This window comes from Catenulispora sp. GAS73, from assembly GCF_041262085.1.
In the GTDB taxonomy this organism is placed as follows: Bacteria; Actinomycetota; Actinomycetes; order Streptomycetales; family Catenulisporaceae; genus Catenulispora.
Genome location: NZ_JBGCCM010000014.1, coordinates 125,508 through 143,421, shown reverse-complemented (window position 1 = coordinate 143,421; position 17,914 = coordinate 125,508). Strand labels below are relative to the sequence as shown.

Below are 17,914 nucleotides of genomic sequence, written 5' to 3'. Positions count from 1 at the left end.
GATGAATCAGCATATCCAGCATGAAGGACATTCAGTGGCGGAATGCCCCGGCGGTCCCTAGCGTCGAAGCATGCCTCTGATCAACGTCTATCTCCGTCAGGGAACGACCCCTGAGTTCCGCCACCTCGTCTCCGAGGCCGTCCACAAGTCCATGGTGGACGTTCTGAAGATCCCCCAGGACGATCAGTTCCACGTCTTCCACGAGGTCGCGCCCGAGGACTTCGTCATCCAGCCGGTCGCGTTCGGCCTGCGGCGCAACGGCGAACGCGCCATGTTCATCCAGCTCTTGTTCAACCAGCGCACGCCGGAGCAGAAGACCGAGTTGTTCCAGGCGATCGTGGCCAACCTGCGGCTGTACGCCGACGTTCCGGAGGAGGACGTCATGATGGTGGTCCTCGAAACGGCGCGCGAGAACTGGTGGGCCGCCGGCCGTGTCGTGAATCCCGACACCGGCTACGACGAGCGGATGGCGGTGCCGAGCTGACGGGCTGGCGGCGCGGTATGCCCGCGAGCACGGCTGGCTGTAGCGCCGGGGAGACTATGCCTCATGAACATCGGCAGCTACTACGAACCGGCCGGCGAGCACTGCTACAAGCCGACGTCGCACGCCGGCGGCGCCTGGGATCCCGCTGAGCAGCACTTCAGCCCGCTCGGCGGGCTCATCGTCCACGCCATCGACGAGTACGTGGCCGGGCGGCCGGGCGAAAAGCTGGTGCTGTCCCGGATCAGCTTCGACATCCTCGGACGGCTCGCCCTGGACGAGTGCGAGATCCGGGTGGAGACGCTGCGGCCGGGGCGCACGATCGAGTTGGTCGAGGCCGTCATGGTGATCGGCGGGCGGGCGGTGGTGCGGGCGCGGGCTTGGCTGCTGAGTTCGGGCGACACTTCGGCGGTGGCCGGGGGCGGGGGCGGCGGCGTGCTCACCCCGCCGGAGAAGCTGGCGTCCTGGCCGATGACGGATGTGTGGCCCGGCGGCTACATCGCTTCTCTGGACGTCCGTCCGGTGACACCTCCCCGGCCCGGTCGCACGACCGCGTGGATCGGCACCAATCTCGACCTCGTCGCGGGGCGGGAGGTCAGCCCGCTCGCGGCGTTCGTCGCGCTGGTCGACACGGCCAACGGCATCGCGGTGTGGCGGTCGCCGACGGAGTGGATGTTTCCCAACGTGGATCTGACGATCCACCTGCACCGTCAGCCCGAGGGGCGGTGGACCGGACTGGACACGACGGTGACGTTCGGACCGACCGGTCAGGGCGTCACCTCGACCGTGCTGCACGACGTTTCGGGGCCGGTCGGGCACGCCGAACAGATCCTCACTGTTCGGCCTCTGGGCTAGGGCTAGCGACGGACGTCAGGGGCCAGGGATCGGCTGGAGTTCGGGACGACGGTCTCGGCGGCCGGGGTGGTCATCATGCCGCCTCGGCGTGCGGCATGGCGGGCTGCGGTGTGGCGGGCTGAGGCGTGGCGATCATCCGGTGCGGCGCGCGGTGTAGATGACGGTCAGGCGCGGATCGTCGACATAGCCGCCGAGGTCGTCGATGATCGAGCTGAGGCGGGCCAGGAACTGCGCGCGGTCCGGCGGCGCGAGTTCGGCGATGTTCGGGAACGTCGACCACTGGTCCCGTGCGGTCTGCGGAGTCAGGGTCTCCTGCCATTCGATGATCTCGACGGAGACGTCGCCGAAGTAGCCGCCGGCGGTCAGTTGCGCGCGCCATCGGTCGGTGTCCAGGACGTGGGAGCGGCTTTCGCGATAGCTCGTCTCGACGTGCAGCAGGTCGTAGTAGACCGCGTCGAGCCGGTCGCGGAACTCCGTCGGGCGCTTGACGTCCCCGAACTCGTTCCACCACGCCGCCAGCCAGCCGCCCGGGCGGACCAGGCGGCCGATCCGCTCGGTCGAGGTGGCCGGGTCGACCCAGTGCAGCGCGGTCGCGGCGACGGCAAGGTCGAACTCGCCGGACAGGTCCGCGGTCTCGAAGTCGGAGACGCACACTTCCAGCCGATCGCAGGCGTGGTCGGCGACCAGGAGCGCCGCGAGGTTCTCCCCCGGCTCGACCGCTACCACCCGCGCACCGGCCGCCAACAGGGCTCCGGTCGCCAGGCCTGAGCCGGCACCGATCTCCAGGACCCGCGAACCCGCCTCCAGCCCGCAACGCTCGGCGAGCAGATCGAAGACCTCGGCGGGGTAAGGCGGCCGCCCGCGCTGGTACCCGGCGGCGTCGGCGTTGAAGGACATGCGGCGGGTGGCGCGTAAGACGTCAGCTTGATTCTCGTTCACTCCGGCACTCTGCCAGACGGGCTTGCCGGGAGCATACGTGCCGGCAACGTAGCCGACGCACCCATGATCACCGCGTTGCTGCACGCACTCGGCTATCCGTCGAACACCGACGAGGACGTCTCCTCACGCCTGAGGCAATGGTCGGGGCGCGAGGACCTGCTGGCGCTGCTCACCACAGCCGGCCAGCAGATTCTCGGCGTCGTAGCCCTGGCCGTGATCCCGTACTTCGAGCGGCCGGGGTCCTGGGGTCGGGTAGTCGCGCTCGTCGTCGACTCCCGGGTATGGAGATCACCAGCGCCCGCCGACGCGCCGGCGCCCACGCCTTCTACCGGTCGGCCGGATACGCCGACCGGTGCGGCAAATCAGCCCACTTCCTCAAGGACCTGATTCTCTAGTGCGCCGAAACCCCCGGCCGCTCAGCGGTCCCGGTCCCGGCGGATGTTGAGCCGGCGGCCCTTGATGGTCGCGCCGCGCAGGGCCCTGATCACGTCCTCCGCGGCGTCTGTCGGGACTTCGACCAGGGAGAAGCGGTCGGCGATCTCGATCGCGCCGATGTCGCGGCCGCTCAGGCGGGACTCGCCGGCGATGGCGCCGACCAGGTCCTGGGGGCGGATGCCGGAGCCGCGGCCGGCGCCGACGAACAGGCGGGTCGTGCCGGCGCCGGGGCCGCCGCCGGGGCGGCCGGTTTCGCGGCGCTTGCGGGGGCCGCCGCGGTCCTGGCCGGCCTCGCGCTGCGGCCGGTCGGGGACCCTGGCGTCCGGGATGTCCTCCTCGTCGTACGCCGTGCCGCCGGCCTCGTGGACCAGCTTCACGGCGGCCAGGGCCACGTCGAACAGGTCGTACTCCTCCGCCAGGTTCTCCACCACGACCCGGAAGCGGTCCAGGTCCGCGCCCTCGATGAGGCTCTCCTCCAGGGCCGCGCGGGTCAGCTCCAGGCGGCGGGTCCGCAGGTCGGCGACGGTGGGGACCTTCTCCAGGGGGATCTTGCGGCGGGTCGCGCGCTCGATGGCCTTGAGCATGCGGTGCTCGCGCGGCTCGGCCAGGGTGATGGCGACGCCTTCGCGCCCGGCGCGGCCGACCCGGCCGATGCGGTGCACGTAGGACTCGGGGGCGGAGGGGACGTCGTAGTTCACCACGTGGGTCAGGTGTTCGACGTCCAGGCCGCGGGCCGCGACGTCGGTGGCGACCAGCAGTTCGGCGGTGCCCGAGCGCAGTCGTCCCATCACCCGGTCGCGCTGCTCCTGGCTCAGGCCGCCGTGCAGGGCCTCGGCCCGGTAGCCGCGGCCGTTGAGGGTCTCGGAGAGCTGGTCGACCTGCTCGCGGGTGCGGCAGAAGACGATCGCGGCCTCCGGCGCCTCCACGTCCAGCACCCGGCCGAGCGCGGCGGCCTTCTGGGCCCGCGTCACCATGTACGCACCCTCCCGCACCCGAGGCGCCTCGCCAGGCGGCGGCTCCTCGCGCTCGATCCGCACCCGGACCGGGTCGCTGAGGTGGCGCCGGGCCAGGGCGTCGATGCGGCTCGGCATCGTCGCGGAGAACAGCACGGTCTGCCGCTCGGCCGGGGCGTTCTCCAGGATCGAGTCGATGTCCTCGGAGAAGCCCATGTCGAGCATCTCGTCGGCCTCGTCCAGGACCACGGTCTGCAGGGCGTCGAGCCGGAGCGTGCCGCGCGCGATGTGGTCCAGCGCCCGGCCCGGGGTCGCGACCACCACGTCGACGCCGCGCCCCAGCGCGCGCAGCTGGTGGCCGATCGGCTGGCCGCCGTAGACCGGAAGGACGCGCACGCCCAGTTCGGCGCCGTAGCGGTGCACGGCCTCCGACACCTGCATGGCCAGCTCGCGGGTCGGCACCAGGACCAGCGCCGCGGGCTCCGTTCCCCCGCCGCCGCGCGGGATGCGCTGGATGATCGGCAGCGCGAACGCGGCGGTCTTGCCGGTGCCGGTGGCGGCCTGGCCCAGCAGGTCGCGGCTGGCGAGCAGGCTCGGGATGGCCTCGGCCTGGATCGGCGTCGGCTCCTCGTAGCCGAGCTCTGACAACGCCCGGAGGATCTCCGGTTCCAGGTCGAGGTCGGCGAAACCGAGCTGGTCGGCGGTGGCTTGTGCCATGGCGGGGCCCTTCGTCCGGGAGCGTGCGGACACGACGCCCCCACGCTCCCAGTATCGCCCGCATCGACGCGCCTCGCTGGTCGGGGGCTTGGCCGGAGAGGGTCGGCGGCTGTGCTATCGGCGGGCGGCTGCGGACGCGCCGACGAGCCGCCGACCAGCCGCCGGCCGGAGCCTGGTGGTGCCAGACCCAGCATGAACTGGCCCTCCTGACTCGCTCAGCACGTTGACAGAAGGAAAGCGCACGGATGAAGGCAGTGGTCATCTCCGAGTTCGACGCGGCGGAGGTGTTGCGCGAGGCGCGGACGGACCGATCCGCGTCGTCGGGCGCCGAGGACGTCGGGATCTCCGCGAACGAGCTGCGGTTCAGCAACAAGACCGTCTCCTCCCTGGCCGAACTCGCGGCGATAGTAAGGGCCCTGCTGGCCGGAGCCACGGCACACTGAGGTCGGTGCGCCCCGGACCTGGACTCATCGGCCCACCCTGATGATATATTAAACATGTCTAATCGTCTGTTCGAGAGGCCCGCCGGTGCCCGACAAGCTGCTCTACGAGCACGTCCACTCCGAGCTCAAGAGCCGCATCGCCGATGGGCGGTATCCCGTGGGCGAGCGGCTGCCGAGCCCGGCTGAGCTGTGCGAGGAGTTCTCGGTCAGCACGATCACGTTGAAGCGGGCGCTCGACATGCTCGCCGAGGACGGGTACGTGGTGCGGCGGCCCCGGCACGGGACCGTGGTGGTGAGCGCGGAACCGGAGCCTGGAGCGACCGCGGCGGGCAGTGCCGGCGCCGGCGGGCTGCCGTTGTTCGGCGCCGTGCTCACCAGCTTCGACGACACCTTCGGCAGCGGGATCCTGACCTCGATGATCGGCCAGACCTCGGGGCGGGCGAACCTGGTCGTCAAGATGTCCTTCGGCGACGCCGACGCCGAGGAGGCGCTGATCGGCGAACTGCTCGCGGCCGGGGTGTCCGGGCTGGCGTTCCAGCCGAGCTCCTCGGAGTCGGTGCCGCCGGCCCTGCTCGGGCTGCTGGCGCGGCGGTTCCCGGTGGTGATCATCGACCGCTCGTACGACGGGATCCCGGTCTCGGCGGTCTGCTCCGACAACGTGGCCGGCGGCCGCGCGGCCACCGAGCACCTCCTGGACCTCGGCCACACCCGCATCGGCCTGGTGACCAGCGCCAGCCGGGTCTCGACGGTGCAGGACCGGCGCAACGGCTACGTACGCGCGCACGCCGCACGCGGAGTCCCGCACGACGACGCCGACGAGTTCCACGCCGTCGACTCGGTGACCCCCGGCGCCACCACCAGCCCCGAGGAGGACATGGCGCGGCTGACGGAGTTCGTGCGCAGCCGCCCGGGGATCACGGCCTACCTCGCCTCCGAGCACCACATCGCGCTGCTGCTCCGCAAGGCCTGCCAGGCCGTCGGCCGCGCGGTCCCGGAGGACGTGTCCATCGTCTGCTTCGACCAGGCCGACGCGCTGCTGGACGACTCGATGTTCGTCTTCACACACATCGCGCAGGCCCAGCACCTGATGGGCACGCGCGCGATCGAGGAGCTGTTCGCGCAGCTCGACGATCCCGGCGCGGTGACCAAGCACGCGCTGCCGACCCGGCTGGTGCCCGGCGCCTCGACGGCGGCCAGGCACTGATCAAAAGGCGGGAAACACCGGCCGACAAGCGCCGGGCGCCGATCGAAAGCGTGGCACGCTCCGCAATGAGTCACGGCAATGCGCCGACGCCGACCGGAGAGCACGAAGCGCCCGACTAGCCGACCGGCCGACTGCCACGGGCGCTTGCGGACATGCGCGAGACGCCGACCGAGAAGCACGAAGCGCCCGACTGGCCGGCCGGCCGACTGCCACAGGACGCTTGCCGACATGCGCGGGACGCCGACCGAGAAGCACGAAGCGCCCGGCTGACCGACCGGCCGACAGCCACAGGACCCTTGCCGACATGCGCGGGACGCCGACCGAAAGCCGACGCCCCGCGTACCCCCCGCCCGGGCTCCCCCGCGCCTCCCCGTGCCTCCCCGCGCCGCCCGAGCCCTCCGGCCCGCGCCGGCCGGCAGCCGGTGCGGGCCCGAAGCCGTAAGCCGACCTTCAGCCGGCCACTCTGCGGCAGACCTCGGTCCCGATGATCGCGCTGAGCTGCGCCGAGTACGGCACGTGCGCGTCGGTCGCCGGCGGCGTCCGCCAGTCCGTCCCGGCCAGCAGGCGGTCGCCGACAAGCGCGCGCGTCCACAGCACCTGCCCCGCGCTGAGGATCAGCTCCCGGATATCCGTCGCCGACGGATCGGCCTGGACCAGCAGCCCGGCGTAGCGGTACATGATGCCCTTGAACAGCCCCTCGTCGCCGCCGGTGCCGTCGTCGAGCAGGACTCCGTCCGTGCTCAGTTCGCGGAACGCGGTCCTGGCGGTGACCAGTGCGCGCTCCAGCAGGGAGGCGTCGCCGGAGACCGCCGCCAGCTCCACGCAGGCGCCGATGTACAGGCCCTGGTTGTAGGTGAAGCGCCACTGTGTGTCGATCCGGCCGTCGTTCTCGCGGTTGACGCCGTCCTCGATGAAGCCGTCGGCGCCCCGCAGGGTCTTGTCCAGCCAGTCGAGCGATCTGCGGGCCCAGTCCTGGTACTCGGTGTCCCAGGTGGCCCGGTGCAGGCGGGCGCCGAGGATCACGAACGTCCCGTTGGACGGCGTGTTCTTGTACGCGAGCTGCTGCTTGCGCCAGGCGATGCCGCCGCCGCACTCGTCGTTCCAGCCCTCGTCGCGGACGTGGTGCCAGATCTTGACCGCCTCGTCGAGGTAGCGCCGCTCCGAGGTGGCCTCGTGCAGGCGCAGCAGCGCGATGCCGAACCAGAGCATGTCGTCGAAGTAGTCGTTGAACAGCGAGCCCTGGTTGCGGGCCAGGATGTTGTCGCGCACGGCGACCGCGGCGTCGCGCCAGCGGGGGTCGCCGGTCCGCTCGAAGGCATCGAGGCGCGCCTCAAGGGCGTGCGCGAGCCACCAGTAGTTGAAGGTGTCGTCGTCTCCGGGTAAGAGCGGGTGCCAGTTGTGGAGCAACTGGTCGCCGTCGGCGCCGAAGTAGGTGTCCAGGCTTGCTTGGATGCGGTCCGCGCGCTGCCCCCACAGCGCGGCGGACACGGTGGTTTCGCTCATACCGGTGCTTGAGTCCTCATACGCCCTTGGCAAGGATCTGGTCGCCCTGGCTCGCCGCGTTCTTCAACGCGGAGACGGCGTCCGTCTTCCCCGACATCCAGTTCTGCAGTTGCGGCTCCAGGGCCTTGCCCTCGACGTCGCTGTATCCGGGCACGTTCGGCCGCACCACGGCGAAGCTCTCGGTCTGCACGAACGCCGGCCAGTGCCCGCTGCCGAAGTACGGGTCCTGACTCGCCTTCACCGACCCCGGCAGCCAGCTGCCGATCTTGGCGAAGGCCACGCCGTTGGCCGGGACCGTGGTCCACCACTTCACGAACTCCCACGCCGCGTCCCGGTGCTTGGCCTGCGCCGGGATCACCAGGCCGAAGCCGCCGGTGATGGCGCCCTTGCCGCCGGGGCCGGCCGGCGGCGGGACCACGCCGTACTCGAAGCCGCTGATCTTGTCGTACTGCGGCATGTTCCAGGGGCCGTCGTACTTCATGGCGATCTGGCCGGTGCCGAAGCCGTCGACGCCCTGGGCGAAGCCGAGTTCGTACACCTTCTTGTTGTGCAGCAGATCGTCCCAGAACGACAACACGGCCTGGCCGGCCGGGCTGTCGAAGGCCGTGGTCTTCTTGTCCGCGGACAGCATCTGGCCGCCGGCCTGCAGGATCCAGACGTTGAACAGGCCGGGGTCGTCCAGTGCGAAGCCGGCCACCTTGAGCTTGCCGCCGCCGTCGCGCTGGGTCAGCACCTGGGCCGCGGTGGCCAGTTCCTCCCACGTGGTCGGCGGCTTGATGCCGGCCTTGTCCAGCATCGTCTTGTTGTAGACCAGGGAGCGGTTGTCGACGAGCATCGGCAGGCCGTACTGCTTGCCGCCGACGGTCATCTCGCCGTAGGGCGCCGGGAAGAAGTCGCCCGTGTCGACCTTGTCCCGGGCGATCAGGTCGTCGATCGCGGACAGCGCGCCCTTCGGCGCGTACAACGAGGTCTGGTAGCGGTCCCAGAGCACGACGTCCGGGATGTTGGTCCCCGAGGCGATCGCGGTCAGCAGCTTGGTCTCGACGATGTCCTGCGCCTGGTAGGTCACGTGCACCGCGGTCTGGCTGTTGTTGAACGCCGCCAGTTGGGTGTTGATCTGCTTCACCTGGTCGCCGTTGAACGACCCCCACATGGTGATGTTCTTGACGCCGCCCCCGCCGGAGCCGGAGCCGGACTTGGACGAGCCGCAGGCCGCGAGCAGCGGCGCGGCGGCCAGGCCGAGCGCGCCGGCGACGCCGCCGCGCAGCAGGCCGCGGCGTGAGACCGAGCTGGACGAAAGGGCCGGGCCGGACGAGGGCAGGGCTGGACGGTGCTGGTTCATCACGGTTCTCCTGGGTGAGGTGAGGGAGGACGTGCCGTACTACTTGCCGCCGGAGGTCGCCATGTTGTTGACCATCCAGCGCTGCGCGACCATGAAGATCACCAGGACCGGCAGGCTGGCCACGATCGTGCCCGCCATCAGCGGGCCGGTCTGCGAGCTGTAGTTGGTGACCAGCCCGGACAGCCCGACCTGGATGGTCATCTTGTCCGGGGAGTTCAGGACGATCAGCGGCCACATGAACGCGTTCCAGCCGGCCTGGAAGGTGAGGATGCCGAGCACGGACAGCGCGGCGCGGGCCAGCGGGACGTAGATCTTGAAGTAGATGCCGAACTCCGAGGCGCCGTCGATGCGCGCGGCGGCGGCCAGGTCGTCCGGCAGCGACTCGAAGACCTGCTTCATGAAGAACACCGCGAAGGCGCCGATCGCCCCGGGCAGGATGACGGCCCAGTAGCTGTCGAGGAATCCGCTGCCGCCGTTGCCGAGGACGTCGTTGCCGCCGGCCAGCGGGAAGTACCTGAGGATGAGGAACTGCGGGACCATCGTGACGGTGCCCGGGATCATCATCGAGGCCACGTACGCGGAGAAGATGATCCGCTTGCCGCGCAGGTGGAGCTTGGCCAGCGTGTAGCCGGCCAGAGAGCCGAAGAACAGGTTGGTGACGACGCCGATCACCGCGATCAGCAGCGAGTTCAGCGCGTACCGGAGCATCGGCACGGTGTGGAAAACGTTGGTGTAGTTGCCGAACGTCCAGTGCTTGGGGATCAGGCCGAAGCCGCTGGCGACGATGTCGCCAGCCGGCTTCAGGGACGTGGACAGCGTCCACAGCAGCGGCAGCACCGTGGAGACGGCGACCACGGTCGCGGCGATCCACCACAGCGCGGCGCCGAGCTTCCGGCGTATCAGGGTGTTGTTCACTGCTCACCCGCCTTGTTCACCAGCCGCGCGTTCACCAGCGAGACCGCCAGGATGATCGCGAACAGCACGAAGGAGATCGCGGAGGCGTAGCCCATCTTCAGGGCGCCGAAGCCGCGGTCGTAGATGTAGTAGACGAGGGTCACCGTGGAGTTGCCGGGACCGCCCTTGGTCAGCACGTAGGCCTGGTCGAAGACCTGGAACGCGCCGATGATCAGCAGCGTGGTGACCAGCATCGTGGTCTTGGTCAGGGCCGGGAGCGTCACGTGCCGGAAGACCTGCCAGCTGTTGGCGCCCTCGGTGCGTGCGCTCTCTATCAGCTCTTTGGGGATGTTCTGCAGGCCGGCCAGGTAGATGACCATGTTGGTGCCGAAGCCGGCCCAGACCGACATCAGCACGATCGCCGGCATCGCCCAGTTGGAGTCGTAGAGCCAGGCCGGGCCGTTCACCCCGAGCTTGCCGAGGATCACGTTGATCAGGCCGTGCTGCGGGTTCAGCATCCAGTACCAGATCGAGGCGGTGGCCACGGTCGAGGAGATCACCGGGACGTAGAACAGGACGCGGAAGTACTTCGCCGCGCGGACTCTGCGGTTCAGCAGCAGCGCCGTCGCCAGCGCGACCACGATTCCGAGCGGGACGTACATCAGGGTGTAGAGGACCGTGTTCTCCAGTGCTTTGGTGAAGAACGGGTCGTGGATCAGGTCGGTGTAGTTCTTGAAGCCGACCCAGTTCATGCTGCTGATGACGTCGTAGTCGGTGAAGCTGAGCACCGCCGCCATGACCACCGGCAGCAGGACGAAGAGCACAAACAGCAGGACCGGCAGGGTCATGAACAGCGTGGCCGCGCGGCGCTCGGAGCGGCGGGTGTCGCGGGTCCGCCGGCCGTGCGGCGTGTGGGCGGCGGCCGCGGCGGCGGATATCGCCTCGATGTCAGCGGCCATCGCTGACTCCTTCCGACGGGAGGGGACTGGAGGGGACGCCGGCGGAAACGCGGTCGGCGGGAGCGTTGCCGACCGTGACGTAGCTGGCCGGGGTGGTGCCGATCGGGATGTCGCCGACCGGGGTGTAGCCGCAGTAGTCCAGGACGAGTTCGGTGAACATGGCCTCGGCCCAGGAGAACCACTCCCGGGTCCAGACCCTCGGGTTGTCCGCGTGGAACGACTCGTGGACCCGGGAGGTACCGGCGTCGGTGGCCAGCAGGGTGGCGATGGCGGCGCGCTGTTCGGCGCGGTCGCCGCTGGTGAGCGCGGCGACGGCGATCGCGATCGGCCAGACGTGGCCGGGCGGGGTGTGCGGGCTGCCGACCCCGGAGGCGGCGCGGCCGGCGACGAACGTCGGGTTGCGCTCGCTGAGGACGAAGGCGCGGGTCGCGAGGTAGGTCGGGTCGTCGGCGGCGCAGTAGCCGAGGAGCGGGAGCGCGAGCAGGCTCGGGACGTTGGCGTCGTCGGCCTCCAGGACCCCGCCGAGGCCGTCGACCTCGTAGGCCCAGCGCGGTCCGGTGACGGGGTCGTCGACGACGGCGTGCTCGGCGATGCCGGTCTGCAGGCACTCGCGCAGCCCGTCGGCGCGGGCCAGCAGCTCCGCGCGCCGGTCGTCGGGCAGCGCCGACCCCGGCGTGTGGGTCAGGATCTCCGCCAGCTGGCCGAGCACGACGACCGCGAACATGTTGCCCGGCACGTTGTAGCCGAAGCGGGTGGCGTCGTCGCTGGGGCGGAAGCCGCTCCAGGTGAGGCCGGTGACCGCGGTCTTCGGGCCGAGCCCGTCCCGGACCAGGGTGTCGGAGTCCGGCGCGTCGAAGCGCTGGAAGCGGTAGGCGGAGACGCCCTCGTGGTCGAGCTCGGTCTCCCAGGTGGTCAGCACCGCTTCGGCGGCGGTCCAGAACGCCTCGTCGAGGAAGTCGTCGCGGCCGTAGGCACGCCAGGCCAGGTGCGCGAGCCACAGCGGGTAGCACAGTGAGTCGACCTCGTACTTGCGCTCCCAGACCCAGGGGTTGGAGGCGGTGACGTCGGCACTGTGGCCGGCGCCGTCGGGCCGCGCGTTGAAGGCGTTCGCATACGGATCCACGGCGATGTAGGCCAGCTGCCGCCGCAGCACCCCGATGACGAACGACTGCGCCAGCGGCAGCACCTCGCGCAGCCGGAGGAAGGGCAGAACCTGCGCCGCGGAGTCCCGCAGCCACATCGCCGGGATATCGCCGGTGAGCAGGAAGACGGTGCCGTCGTCGAGGTACCGCGCGGTCCGCTCGCGCACCTCGGTCAGGAACCGGGTGACGATCACCGCGGCCCCCGGGTCGCCGCCGACGGCCTCGGTCACCCGCCGCTGGAGCTCCTGCAATCCGGCCTCGCCGTACTCCACGATCACACCTAACTGAATATATTCAATCTACTGGATGTGTCGGGAGGATAGACCCGGGCGTGCCGTCAGCGCAACGGTTAACCCCCGCGCAATCCGGAGCGGATCATGCGCGGGGGCTGGGGGACGAAATGTCAGGGTTCGATGATGCTGAAGAAGGCGAGCGGGCGGGGCGCGGGAGAGGTCAGGGCTCGACGATGGTGAAGGGGACGAGCGCGCGGACCGGTGCGGTCTGGCCGGCCAGTTGCGCACGCAGCAGTTCCACCGCGCGGCGACCCATCTCGGCCTGGTCCTGGCGGACGTGCAGGAAGCGCGGCGGGGCGAAGGGGTCCACCGGGGAGTCGAAGCAGGCGATCTCGGGCAGGGCTGGTTGCTTGCCGGGCGCGGATTGCTTGCTGGGCGCGGGCTGCTTGGTGTGCTCGGCGACGGCCAGCGCGATCACCCGCGCGAGGTTGTACTCGCTGGCGACGAAGGCGGTCACCTGCGGTGCGGCGTCCAGGAAGCGCCGCACCTCCGCTACGTCGTGGCGGATGTTCTCGGTGGTGAGGGCTCCTGGCAGGGTGCTGACGAGGTCGGTCAGGCGGTGGGCGTCGGGGCCGAGTTTGTGGGTGGCCAGGGCTCGGCGGAAGCCGTCGAGGCGCTGCTCGATCGTGGAGGTGTGGGAGGGGGCCGGGGAGGCGAAGCAGATCTCGGTGTGGCCGCGGCGGATCAGGGCTTCCGTGAGGGCCTGGGCGGCGGCGATGCCGTCGGTGTGGACGGTGCTCGCGGCGATGCCGTCGAGGGAGCGGTCGACCAGGACCAGGGGGAATCCGTCGAGGACCAGGCGCAGGAGGCTGGCGTTGTGGAACTCGCCGTGGACCGGGAAGACCAGCAGGCCGTCGACGGTTCCGGCGGCGCGCAGCCGTTCGACGGCGAGTTCCTCCTCGCGCTGGCTGCCTCGGGTGCGGCGGAGGATCAGGTCGATCCCTGCTTCGGAGCACGCCTGCTCCACGGAGGTGAGCAGGTCCAGGCCGTAGGACTCGGAGAAGTCCGGGAGTAGGAAGGCGATGGCCTGATCGACGTCACCGTCGGGCCCGCGGCGGCGGGAGACTGCGCCGGCCGCTGCCGATGCCGGCTCCGCCTCGGGCCGTTCGGCCAGGTCACGGGCGGTGACGCCGGCGAGGTCCGGCGGTGCGGGGACGACGAACGAGCCCTTGCCGCGCAGCCGCTCCACGATCCCGGCCTGCCGCAGGACTTCGAGCGCGCTCTTGGCGGTGACGCGGCTGACGTCGAAGGCGCCGGCGAGTTCGGTCTCCGACGGGACCCGGCCGCCGGGTACCAACTCGCCTGCTCTGAGCTCGTCGAGGAGGTGGTCGACGATCGTCTCGTAGAGCAGCGGCCGCGTCATTCCAGTCACCCTATCTTCACCGGTCGTCACGGACGATGTCGGCAGCTGATCCAGGTTGATGCATGTTGACATATCTCAAGTCGGGAGTACCGTCGCGCTGACCGAGTCCCCGACCCGCACACCCCCGACCGAAGGACTGCATGGATCATGCGAAGACTCCGCTCCAGAATTCGCTCAAGAATCCGCGCGGCGGCCGTGGCCGGCCTGGTCACCGCTCTGGCCGGCACCGGCCTGGCCGTCGCGGCCCCCGCCCCGGCGCACGCCGCCACCTCCTCGGACGCGAGCGCGGCGATGTCCGCGTTCGTCTCGGCGTTCTGGGACCCGACCGCGAAGTACTTCTTCTGCAACAGCGACCACCAGGTCCACTCCCAGCACGCCTACGGCCCCGACGGCGGCTTGTACTCGGACTTCTGGTGGGAGGCGCAGAACTGGGAGACCGTCATGGACGCCTACCAGGCGACCGGCGACCCCGCCTACCGGCAGATGATCGACGACGTCTACACCGGCTTCACGGCCTTCTACCCGACCTTCAGCACCAACTTCAACGACGACCTGGGCTGGTGGGCCCTCGCCTCGGCGCGCGCCTACGACATCACCGGCGAGACCCAGTACCTCACCACCGCCGAGAACCTGTTCAATTCGGTCTACGCCTACCAGGACACCACCTACGGCGGCGGCATCTGGTGGCAGCGCAACCTGCAGAACCAGAAGAACGTCGCCTCCAGCGCCCCGGCCGCCGAGGCCGCGGCGATGATCTACAAGGACACCGGGAACACGGCCTACCTCACCGACGCCCAGGGCCTGTACTCCTGGATGAAGTCGACATTGCAGTCCAACGGCCACGTCTACGACCACGTCGACGGCAGCGGTGTGGCCAAGTGGGACTTCACATACAACTTCGGGGCCTACATCGGCGCGGCGGACGCGCTGTACACGGCGACCAGCAACTCGACGTACCTGGCGGACGCGAACAGCGCGGGCTCGTGGGCCACGACGTACCTGACCAACGCCGGGACGCTGGACTACGAGGGCGTCGACGACGCCGGGGGCTTCAAAACCGTCCTGATCCGCAACCTCGCGCATCTGGTCAGCGCGCACGGACAGACGCAGTACCTGCCGTTCCTGCAGATGAACGTCAATCAGGGCTGGAACCAGCGCCGCTCCTCGGACAGCCTGGTCGGCCCGGACTGGTCGCAGCCGACCGGGAGCGCGTACCTGCAGTCGCTGACCGCCGGCGCGATGGCCGGCGCCGCCGCTGTGGTCACGCCGGACGGGACCTCCGGCCCGCAGCCCGGCTTCGCCACGTATCAGGCGACGAACGCGCGCACCACGAACCTCAACTCCGAGAGCACCAACCCCGGCTTCTCCGGCCGCGGCTACCTGGCCGGCTGGAACGCCGACGGACAGTCGGTGACCTTCGAGGTGCAGGCCCCGGCCGCGGGCGCCTACGAGATGGCGCTGCGCTACGCCGGAGGAGCAGGGAACGCCACCCGGCAGATCTCGGTCAACGGCTCGGTGGTCGCGGGGAACCAGTCGTTCCCCGGCACCGGCGGGTGGTCGAACTGGTCGACGGTGACGCTGAACGGCATCGCGCTGAACCAGGGGCACAACGAGGTCACCATCGCGTACTCCTCAGGGGCAGGCAGCTCGAACTACCTCAACCTCGACTCGATGCGGCTGAGTTACCAGCTCCAGGCCGAGAACGGGGTGCTGCACGGCGGCATCGGGCTGGAGTCCTCCAACGCCGGATACACCGGCACCGGCTACCTGGCCGGCTGGAACGCCGACGGGCAGTGGGTCGATCTGAGCCCGAACGTCAGCCGCAGCGGGACGTACACGGTGACGTTCCGGTACGCGGCAGCCGCCGGGAACGCGTCGCGGTACATCTACGCCGACGGCTCCGACGTGACGGACAACCTGGCGTTCCCGGGGACGGCGTCGTGGTCGGCGTGGAACACGGTGACGCTGAGCGGCGTGCACTTGAACGCGGGGAGCAACACCCTCTCAGTGATCTACGACTCGACGAAGGGCAGCAGCGACTACCTGAACCTCGATGAGGTAACGGTGCAGTACACCGGCGGTTGAGATCACCCGCCGACGGGGACGGTGGGGGCATGGTCGCGGCAGAACACACAGCTGACGTGCCAGACGTGCCGCCGGACGCCCCGCTCCGAACCGGGACCGGGACCGGGACCCGCAATCGTGCGGCGTGGGTGGCGGTGGCCTGGGGTGTGCTGTTCGCGGTGCCCAGCTTCATCTGGGCGACCGGGCACACCGCCGGGGCCACCTCCACCGTGTCGCCGACCTTGGTGGCGAAGGTGCGCGACGGGGAGACGGGGTTCCTCGTCGTGTTGTGGCTGAGCGGGTTCCTGAAGCTGTTCGCGAGCGCCGTCGGCGCGATGCTGGCGCGGCCTCGGGGCCCGCGCACGGGGCGGTTCGCAGTGTTCTGCGGCGCCGGGGCGGCGGTGCTGCTGGCGGGGCACGGGCTGCTCTTCGTGATCGGCGGCGCGCTGGTGGAGTCGGGGGCGGTGCACGGGAAGCCCGATGTCGTCGTGCTGTTGCGCTGGTATCTGTACCTGTGGGGGCCGTACTTCTTCGCGGGCGGCGTCGCGTTCGGGATGGCGACGCTCTGGTATCTGCGGCAGGCCGCAGATCGGGCCCGGATCGCGCGTTACGCGAAGGTCGGTGCCGTCGGCGGGGCGCTGGTGGTGCTGCTGTCGACCTTGTCCGGGCTCGGCTGAACCGACCTCAGGCATCTCAGCGTCCGGCCTCCACCAGCTTCTCCAAAGCGACGAAGCACCCCTCCATGGTCCCCGACATATCGCCGGTCTCGCTGCGCACCCACTTCGCGAACGCCGAGCGGAACACCGCGATCCCCGCGTCCGCCGCCAGGCGCGCGTCCGGGTCGGTGACGCCGCGCGCCCGCAAGCCCTCGGCCAGGGCCGTGGCGATCTTCGCCATCTTGGCGCCCTCGCGTTCCTGGAGTTCCGGGTGGGCGTCGATGATGCCCTGCCGGAGCCGGGCCCGGTCGTGGCGCTCGTCGAAGATGCCCGCGACGGCGGCGAGGGCTTCGTGGATCGCGCTCAGCGGGGTGGCGTCCGGCGGGGCGGCCGCCAGGGCCTCGACCATCGCGGCCTGGAGGAGCTCGCCGCCCTGGAAGAGCACCTCGCGTTTGTCGCTGAAGTGGCGGAAGAACGTGCGCTCGGTCAGGCCGGCGCGTTCGGCGATCTCCGCGACCGTCGTCTGGTCGTAGCCCTGCTCGATGAACAGGTCCATGGCGGCTTGTTCGAGACGTCCTCGGGGGTTCGACGGCCAGCGGCTCATGGCCCCATGGTAGATGATGACAGCGACTGGCATCAGTGTTAGCGTGAGTGATGTCAGTCGCTGTCATCAACGGCCCGGGAGGCCAACTCATGCGTGTCTTCGTCACCGGCGCGTCCGGACACATCGGTTCCGCCGTCGTCCCCGAACTGCTCGAAGCCGGGCACCAGGTCGTCGGCCTGGCCCGCAACGACGCCGCCGCCGAGCGGATCGCCGCGCGCGGCGCCGAGGTGCACCGCGGCGACGTCTTCGACCCGGACTCCTACCTCGACGCCCTGGATGCCTCCGACGGCGTCATCCACCTCGCCTACGACCACTCCTTCACCGACATGGCGGCCGCCGCGGCCGAGGACCTGCGGATCACCAAGGCCATCGGCGAGCGCCTGGTCGGCACCGGCAAACCCCTGGTCGGCACCTCCGGCACGCTTATGCTGGCCCGGCGCGCTCCCGGCGTGCTCGGCCTGGAGGAGCACACGGTCGAGGCCGGCCCGCGCGTCGACACCGAGAACGCGGTCATCGCCCTGGCCGAGCGCGGCGTCCGCTCCTCGGTGGTGCGCCTGGCCCCGCTGGTCCACAGCGATCTGGACCACCACGGCTTCAGCCCGGTCCTGATCCGCATCGCCCGCGAGAAGGGTGTCGCGGCCTACGTCGGCGACGGCGCCAACCGCTGGCCGGCCCTCAACACCCGGGACGCGGCCCGGATCTACCGGCTGGCGCTGGAGTCGGCGCCCGGCGGCACCCGGCTGCACGGCGTGGAGAACGAGGGATACGCCTTCCGCCTGATCGCCGAGACCATCGCCGAGCGCCTCGGGCTCCCGACCGCGTCGATCGCCGCCGACGACGCCGCCGCGCACTTCGGCTTCCTCGGCTTCGCCGTCGGGGCGGACAACCCGACGTCGAACGCCTTCACCCGCAAGACGCTCGGCTGGGAGCCGGAGCATTTGGGCCTGATCGAGGACCTGAAGCAGGACCACTACTTCGTGGAGCAGTAAGAGCTTGTAGGGCAGCAAAACAGGCACCGGCCCAGACGCCTCCCTCAAAGCGTCCGGGCCGGTGCCCCTCTCTTTCCG

17 protein-coding genes are annotated in these 17,914 nt (G+C 70.3%); 8 read left to right on the top strand and 9 right to left on the bottom strand.

Annotated elements, in window-relative coordinates; translation table 11 throughout:
• Positions 1 to 70: 70 nt before the first annotated feature.
• Both ABH935_RS22185 and ABH935_RS22180 read left to right on the top strand, forming a co-directional pair.
• Positions 71 to 484 carry a tautomerase family protein gene (locus tag ABH935_RS22185; RefSeq protein ID WP_370379830.1) on the top strand — a complete coding sequence of 138 codons (414 nt, stop codon included), beginning with the start codon at positions 71 to 73 and terminating at the stop codon, positions 482 to 484.
• Positions 485 to 547: 63 nt separating this feature from the next.
• Entirely contained in the window at positions 548 to 1,336 is a 789-nt protein-coding gene (locus ABH935_RS22180; protein ID WP_370379829.1) for a thioesterase family protein, read from the top strand.
• Positions 1,337 to 1,468: 132 nt separating this feature from the next.
• Here the strand turns inward: ABH935_RS22180 and ABH935_RS22175 are convergent, their stop codons facing one another.
• Positions 1,469 to 2,275, bottom strand: coding sequence for a trans-aconitate 2-methyltransferase (locus ABH935_RS22175; RefSeq protein WP_370379828.1), 807 nt, complete (start codon positions 2,273 to 2,275; stop codon positions 1,469 to 1,471).
• A 63-nt stretch (positions 2,276 to 2,338) separates the two neighbouring features.
• On the opposite strand from ABH935_RS22175, the gene ABH935_RS22170 reads away from it, so the two are divergent.
• Positions 2,339 to 2,662, top strand: a complete 324-nt coding sequence (locus tag ABH935_RS22170) for a hypothetical protein (RefSeq protein ID WP_370379827.1) — start codon at positions 2,339 to 2,341, stop codon at positions 2,660 to 2,662.
• A gap of 29 nt (positions 2,663 to 2,691) precedes the next feature.
• Here the strand turns inward: ABH935_RS22170 and ABH935_RS22165 are convergent, their stop codons facing one another.
• Entirely contained in the window at positions 2,692 to 4,380 is a 1,689-nt protein-coding gene (locus ABH935_RS22165) for a DEAD/DEAH box helicase (RefSeq protein ID WP_370379826.1), read from the bottom strand.
• 245 nt (positions 4,381 to 4,625) lie between these two features.
• On the opposite strand from ABH935_RS22165, the gene ABH935_RS22160 reads away from it, so the two are divergent.
• Together ABH935_RS22160 and ABH935_RS22155 are read left to right on the top strand one after the other, a co-directional pair.
• Positions 4,626 to 4,823, top strand: coding sequence for a hypothetical protein (locus ABH935_RS22160; protein ID WP_370379825.1), 198 nt, complete (start codon positions 4,626 to 4,628; stop codon positions 4,821 to 4,823).
• Between the two features lie 85 nt (positions 4,824 to 4,908).
• Positions 4,909 to 6,027, top strand: a complete 1,119-nt coding sequence (locus tag ABH935_RS22155) for a GntR family transcriptional regulator (RefSeq protein WP_370379824.1) — start codon at positions 4,909 to 4,911, stop codon at positions 6,025 to 6,027.
• A 450-nt stretch (positions 6,028 to 6,477) separates the two neighbouring features.
• On the opposite strand, the gene ABH935_RS22150 is transcribed toward ABH935_RS22155, so the two are convergent.
• The 6 genes from ABH935_RS22150 to ABH935_RS22125 all read right to left on the bottom strand — a co-directional run bounded on the left by ABH935_RS22150 (position 6,478) and on the right by ABH935_RS22125 (position 13,523).
• On the bottom strand, positions 6,478 to 7,530 hold the full coding sequence (locus ABH935_RS22150) for a glycoside hydrolase family 76 protein (RefSeq protein WP_370379823.1): 1,053 nt from the start codon (positions 7,528 to 7,530) through the stop codon (positions 6,478 to 6,480).
• A 16-nt stretch (positions 7,531 to 7,546) separates the two neighbouring features.
• Positions 7,547 to 8,872: an ABC transporter substrate-binding protein gene (locus ABH935_RS22145; protein WP_370379822.1), complete on the bottom strand. Its 1,326-nt coding sequence runs from the start codon at positions 8,870 to 8,872 to the stop codon at positions 7,547 to 7,549.
• 39 nt (positions 8,873 to 8,911) lie between these two features.
• The gene (locus ABH935_RS22140) at positions 8,912 to 9,787 is read right to left on the bottom strand and encodes a carbohydrate ABC transporter permease (protein WP_370379821.1); all 876 of its coding nucleotides are present in this window, start codon (positions 9,785 to 9,787) and stop codon (positions 8,912 to 8,914) included.
• Positions 9,784 to 10,614 (bottom strand): carbohydrate ABC transporter permease, encoded by an 831-nt coding sequence (locus ABH935_RS22135; protein ID WP_370379930.1) that lies wholly within the window; start codon positions 10,612 to 10,614, stop codon positions 9,784 to 9,786. The genes ABH935_RS22140 and ABH935_RS22135 overlap by 4 nt, the downstream gene beginning before the upstream one ends.
• 100 nt (positions 10,615 to 10,714) lie before the next feature.
• Positions 10,715 to 12,139: a glycoside hydrolase family 125 protein gene (locus ABH935_RS22130; protein WP_370379820.1), complete on the bottom strand. Its 1,425-nt coding sequence runs from the start codon at positions 12,137 to 12,139 to the stop codon at positions 10,715 to 10,717.
• 181 nt (positions 12,140 to 12,320) lie between these two features.
• Complete coding sequence (locus ABH935_RS22125) at positions 12,321 to 13,523, bottom strand: GntR family transcriptional regulator (protein ID WP_370379819.1); 1,203 nt, start codon at positions 13,521 to 13,523, stop codon at positions 12,321 to 12,323.
• Positions 13,524 to 13,670: 147 nt separating this feature from the next.
• Here ABH935_RS22125 and ABH935_RS22120 point away from each other — a divergent pair, with 147 nt between their 5' ends.
• Positions 13,671 to 15,608 (top strand): glycoside hydrolase family 76 protein, encoded by a 1,938-nt coding sequence (locus tag ABH935_RS22120; RefSeq protein ID WP_370379818.1) that lies wholly within the window; start codon positions 13,671 to 13,673, stop codon positions 15,606 to 15,608.
• Positions 15,609 to 15,637: 29 nt separating this feature from the next.
• The gene (locus ABH935_RS22115; RefSeq protein ID WP_370379817.1) at positions 15,638 to 16,264 is read left to right on the top strand and encodes a DUF3995 domain-containing protein; all 627 of its coding nucleotides are present in this window, start codon (positions 15,638 to 15,640) and stop codon (positions 16,262 to 16,264) included.
• Positions 16,265 to 16,280: 16 nt separating this feature from the next.
• Here the strand turns inward: ABH935_RS22115 and ABH935_RS22110 are convergent, their stop codons facing one another.
• Positions 16,281 to 16,847, bottom strand: a complete 567-nt coding sequence (locus tag ABH935_RS22110; protein ID WP_370379816.1) for a TetR/AcrR family transcriptional regulator — start codon at positions 16,845 to 16,847, stop codon at positions 16,281 to 16,283.
• Positions 16,848 to 16,936: 89 nt separating this feature from the next.
• Between ABH935_RS22110 and ABH935_RS22105 the strand changes: the two genes are divergently transcribed.
• Positions 16,937 to 17,836, top strand: coding sequence for an SDR family oxidoreductase (locus ABH935_RS22105; RefSeq protein WP_370379815.1), 900 nt, complete (start codon positions 16,937 to 16,939; stop codon positions 17,834 to 17,836).
• Positions 17,837 to 17,914: the final 78 nt, after the last annotated feature.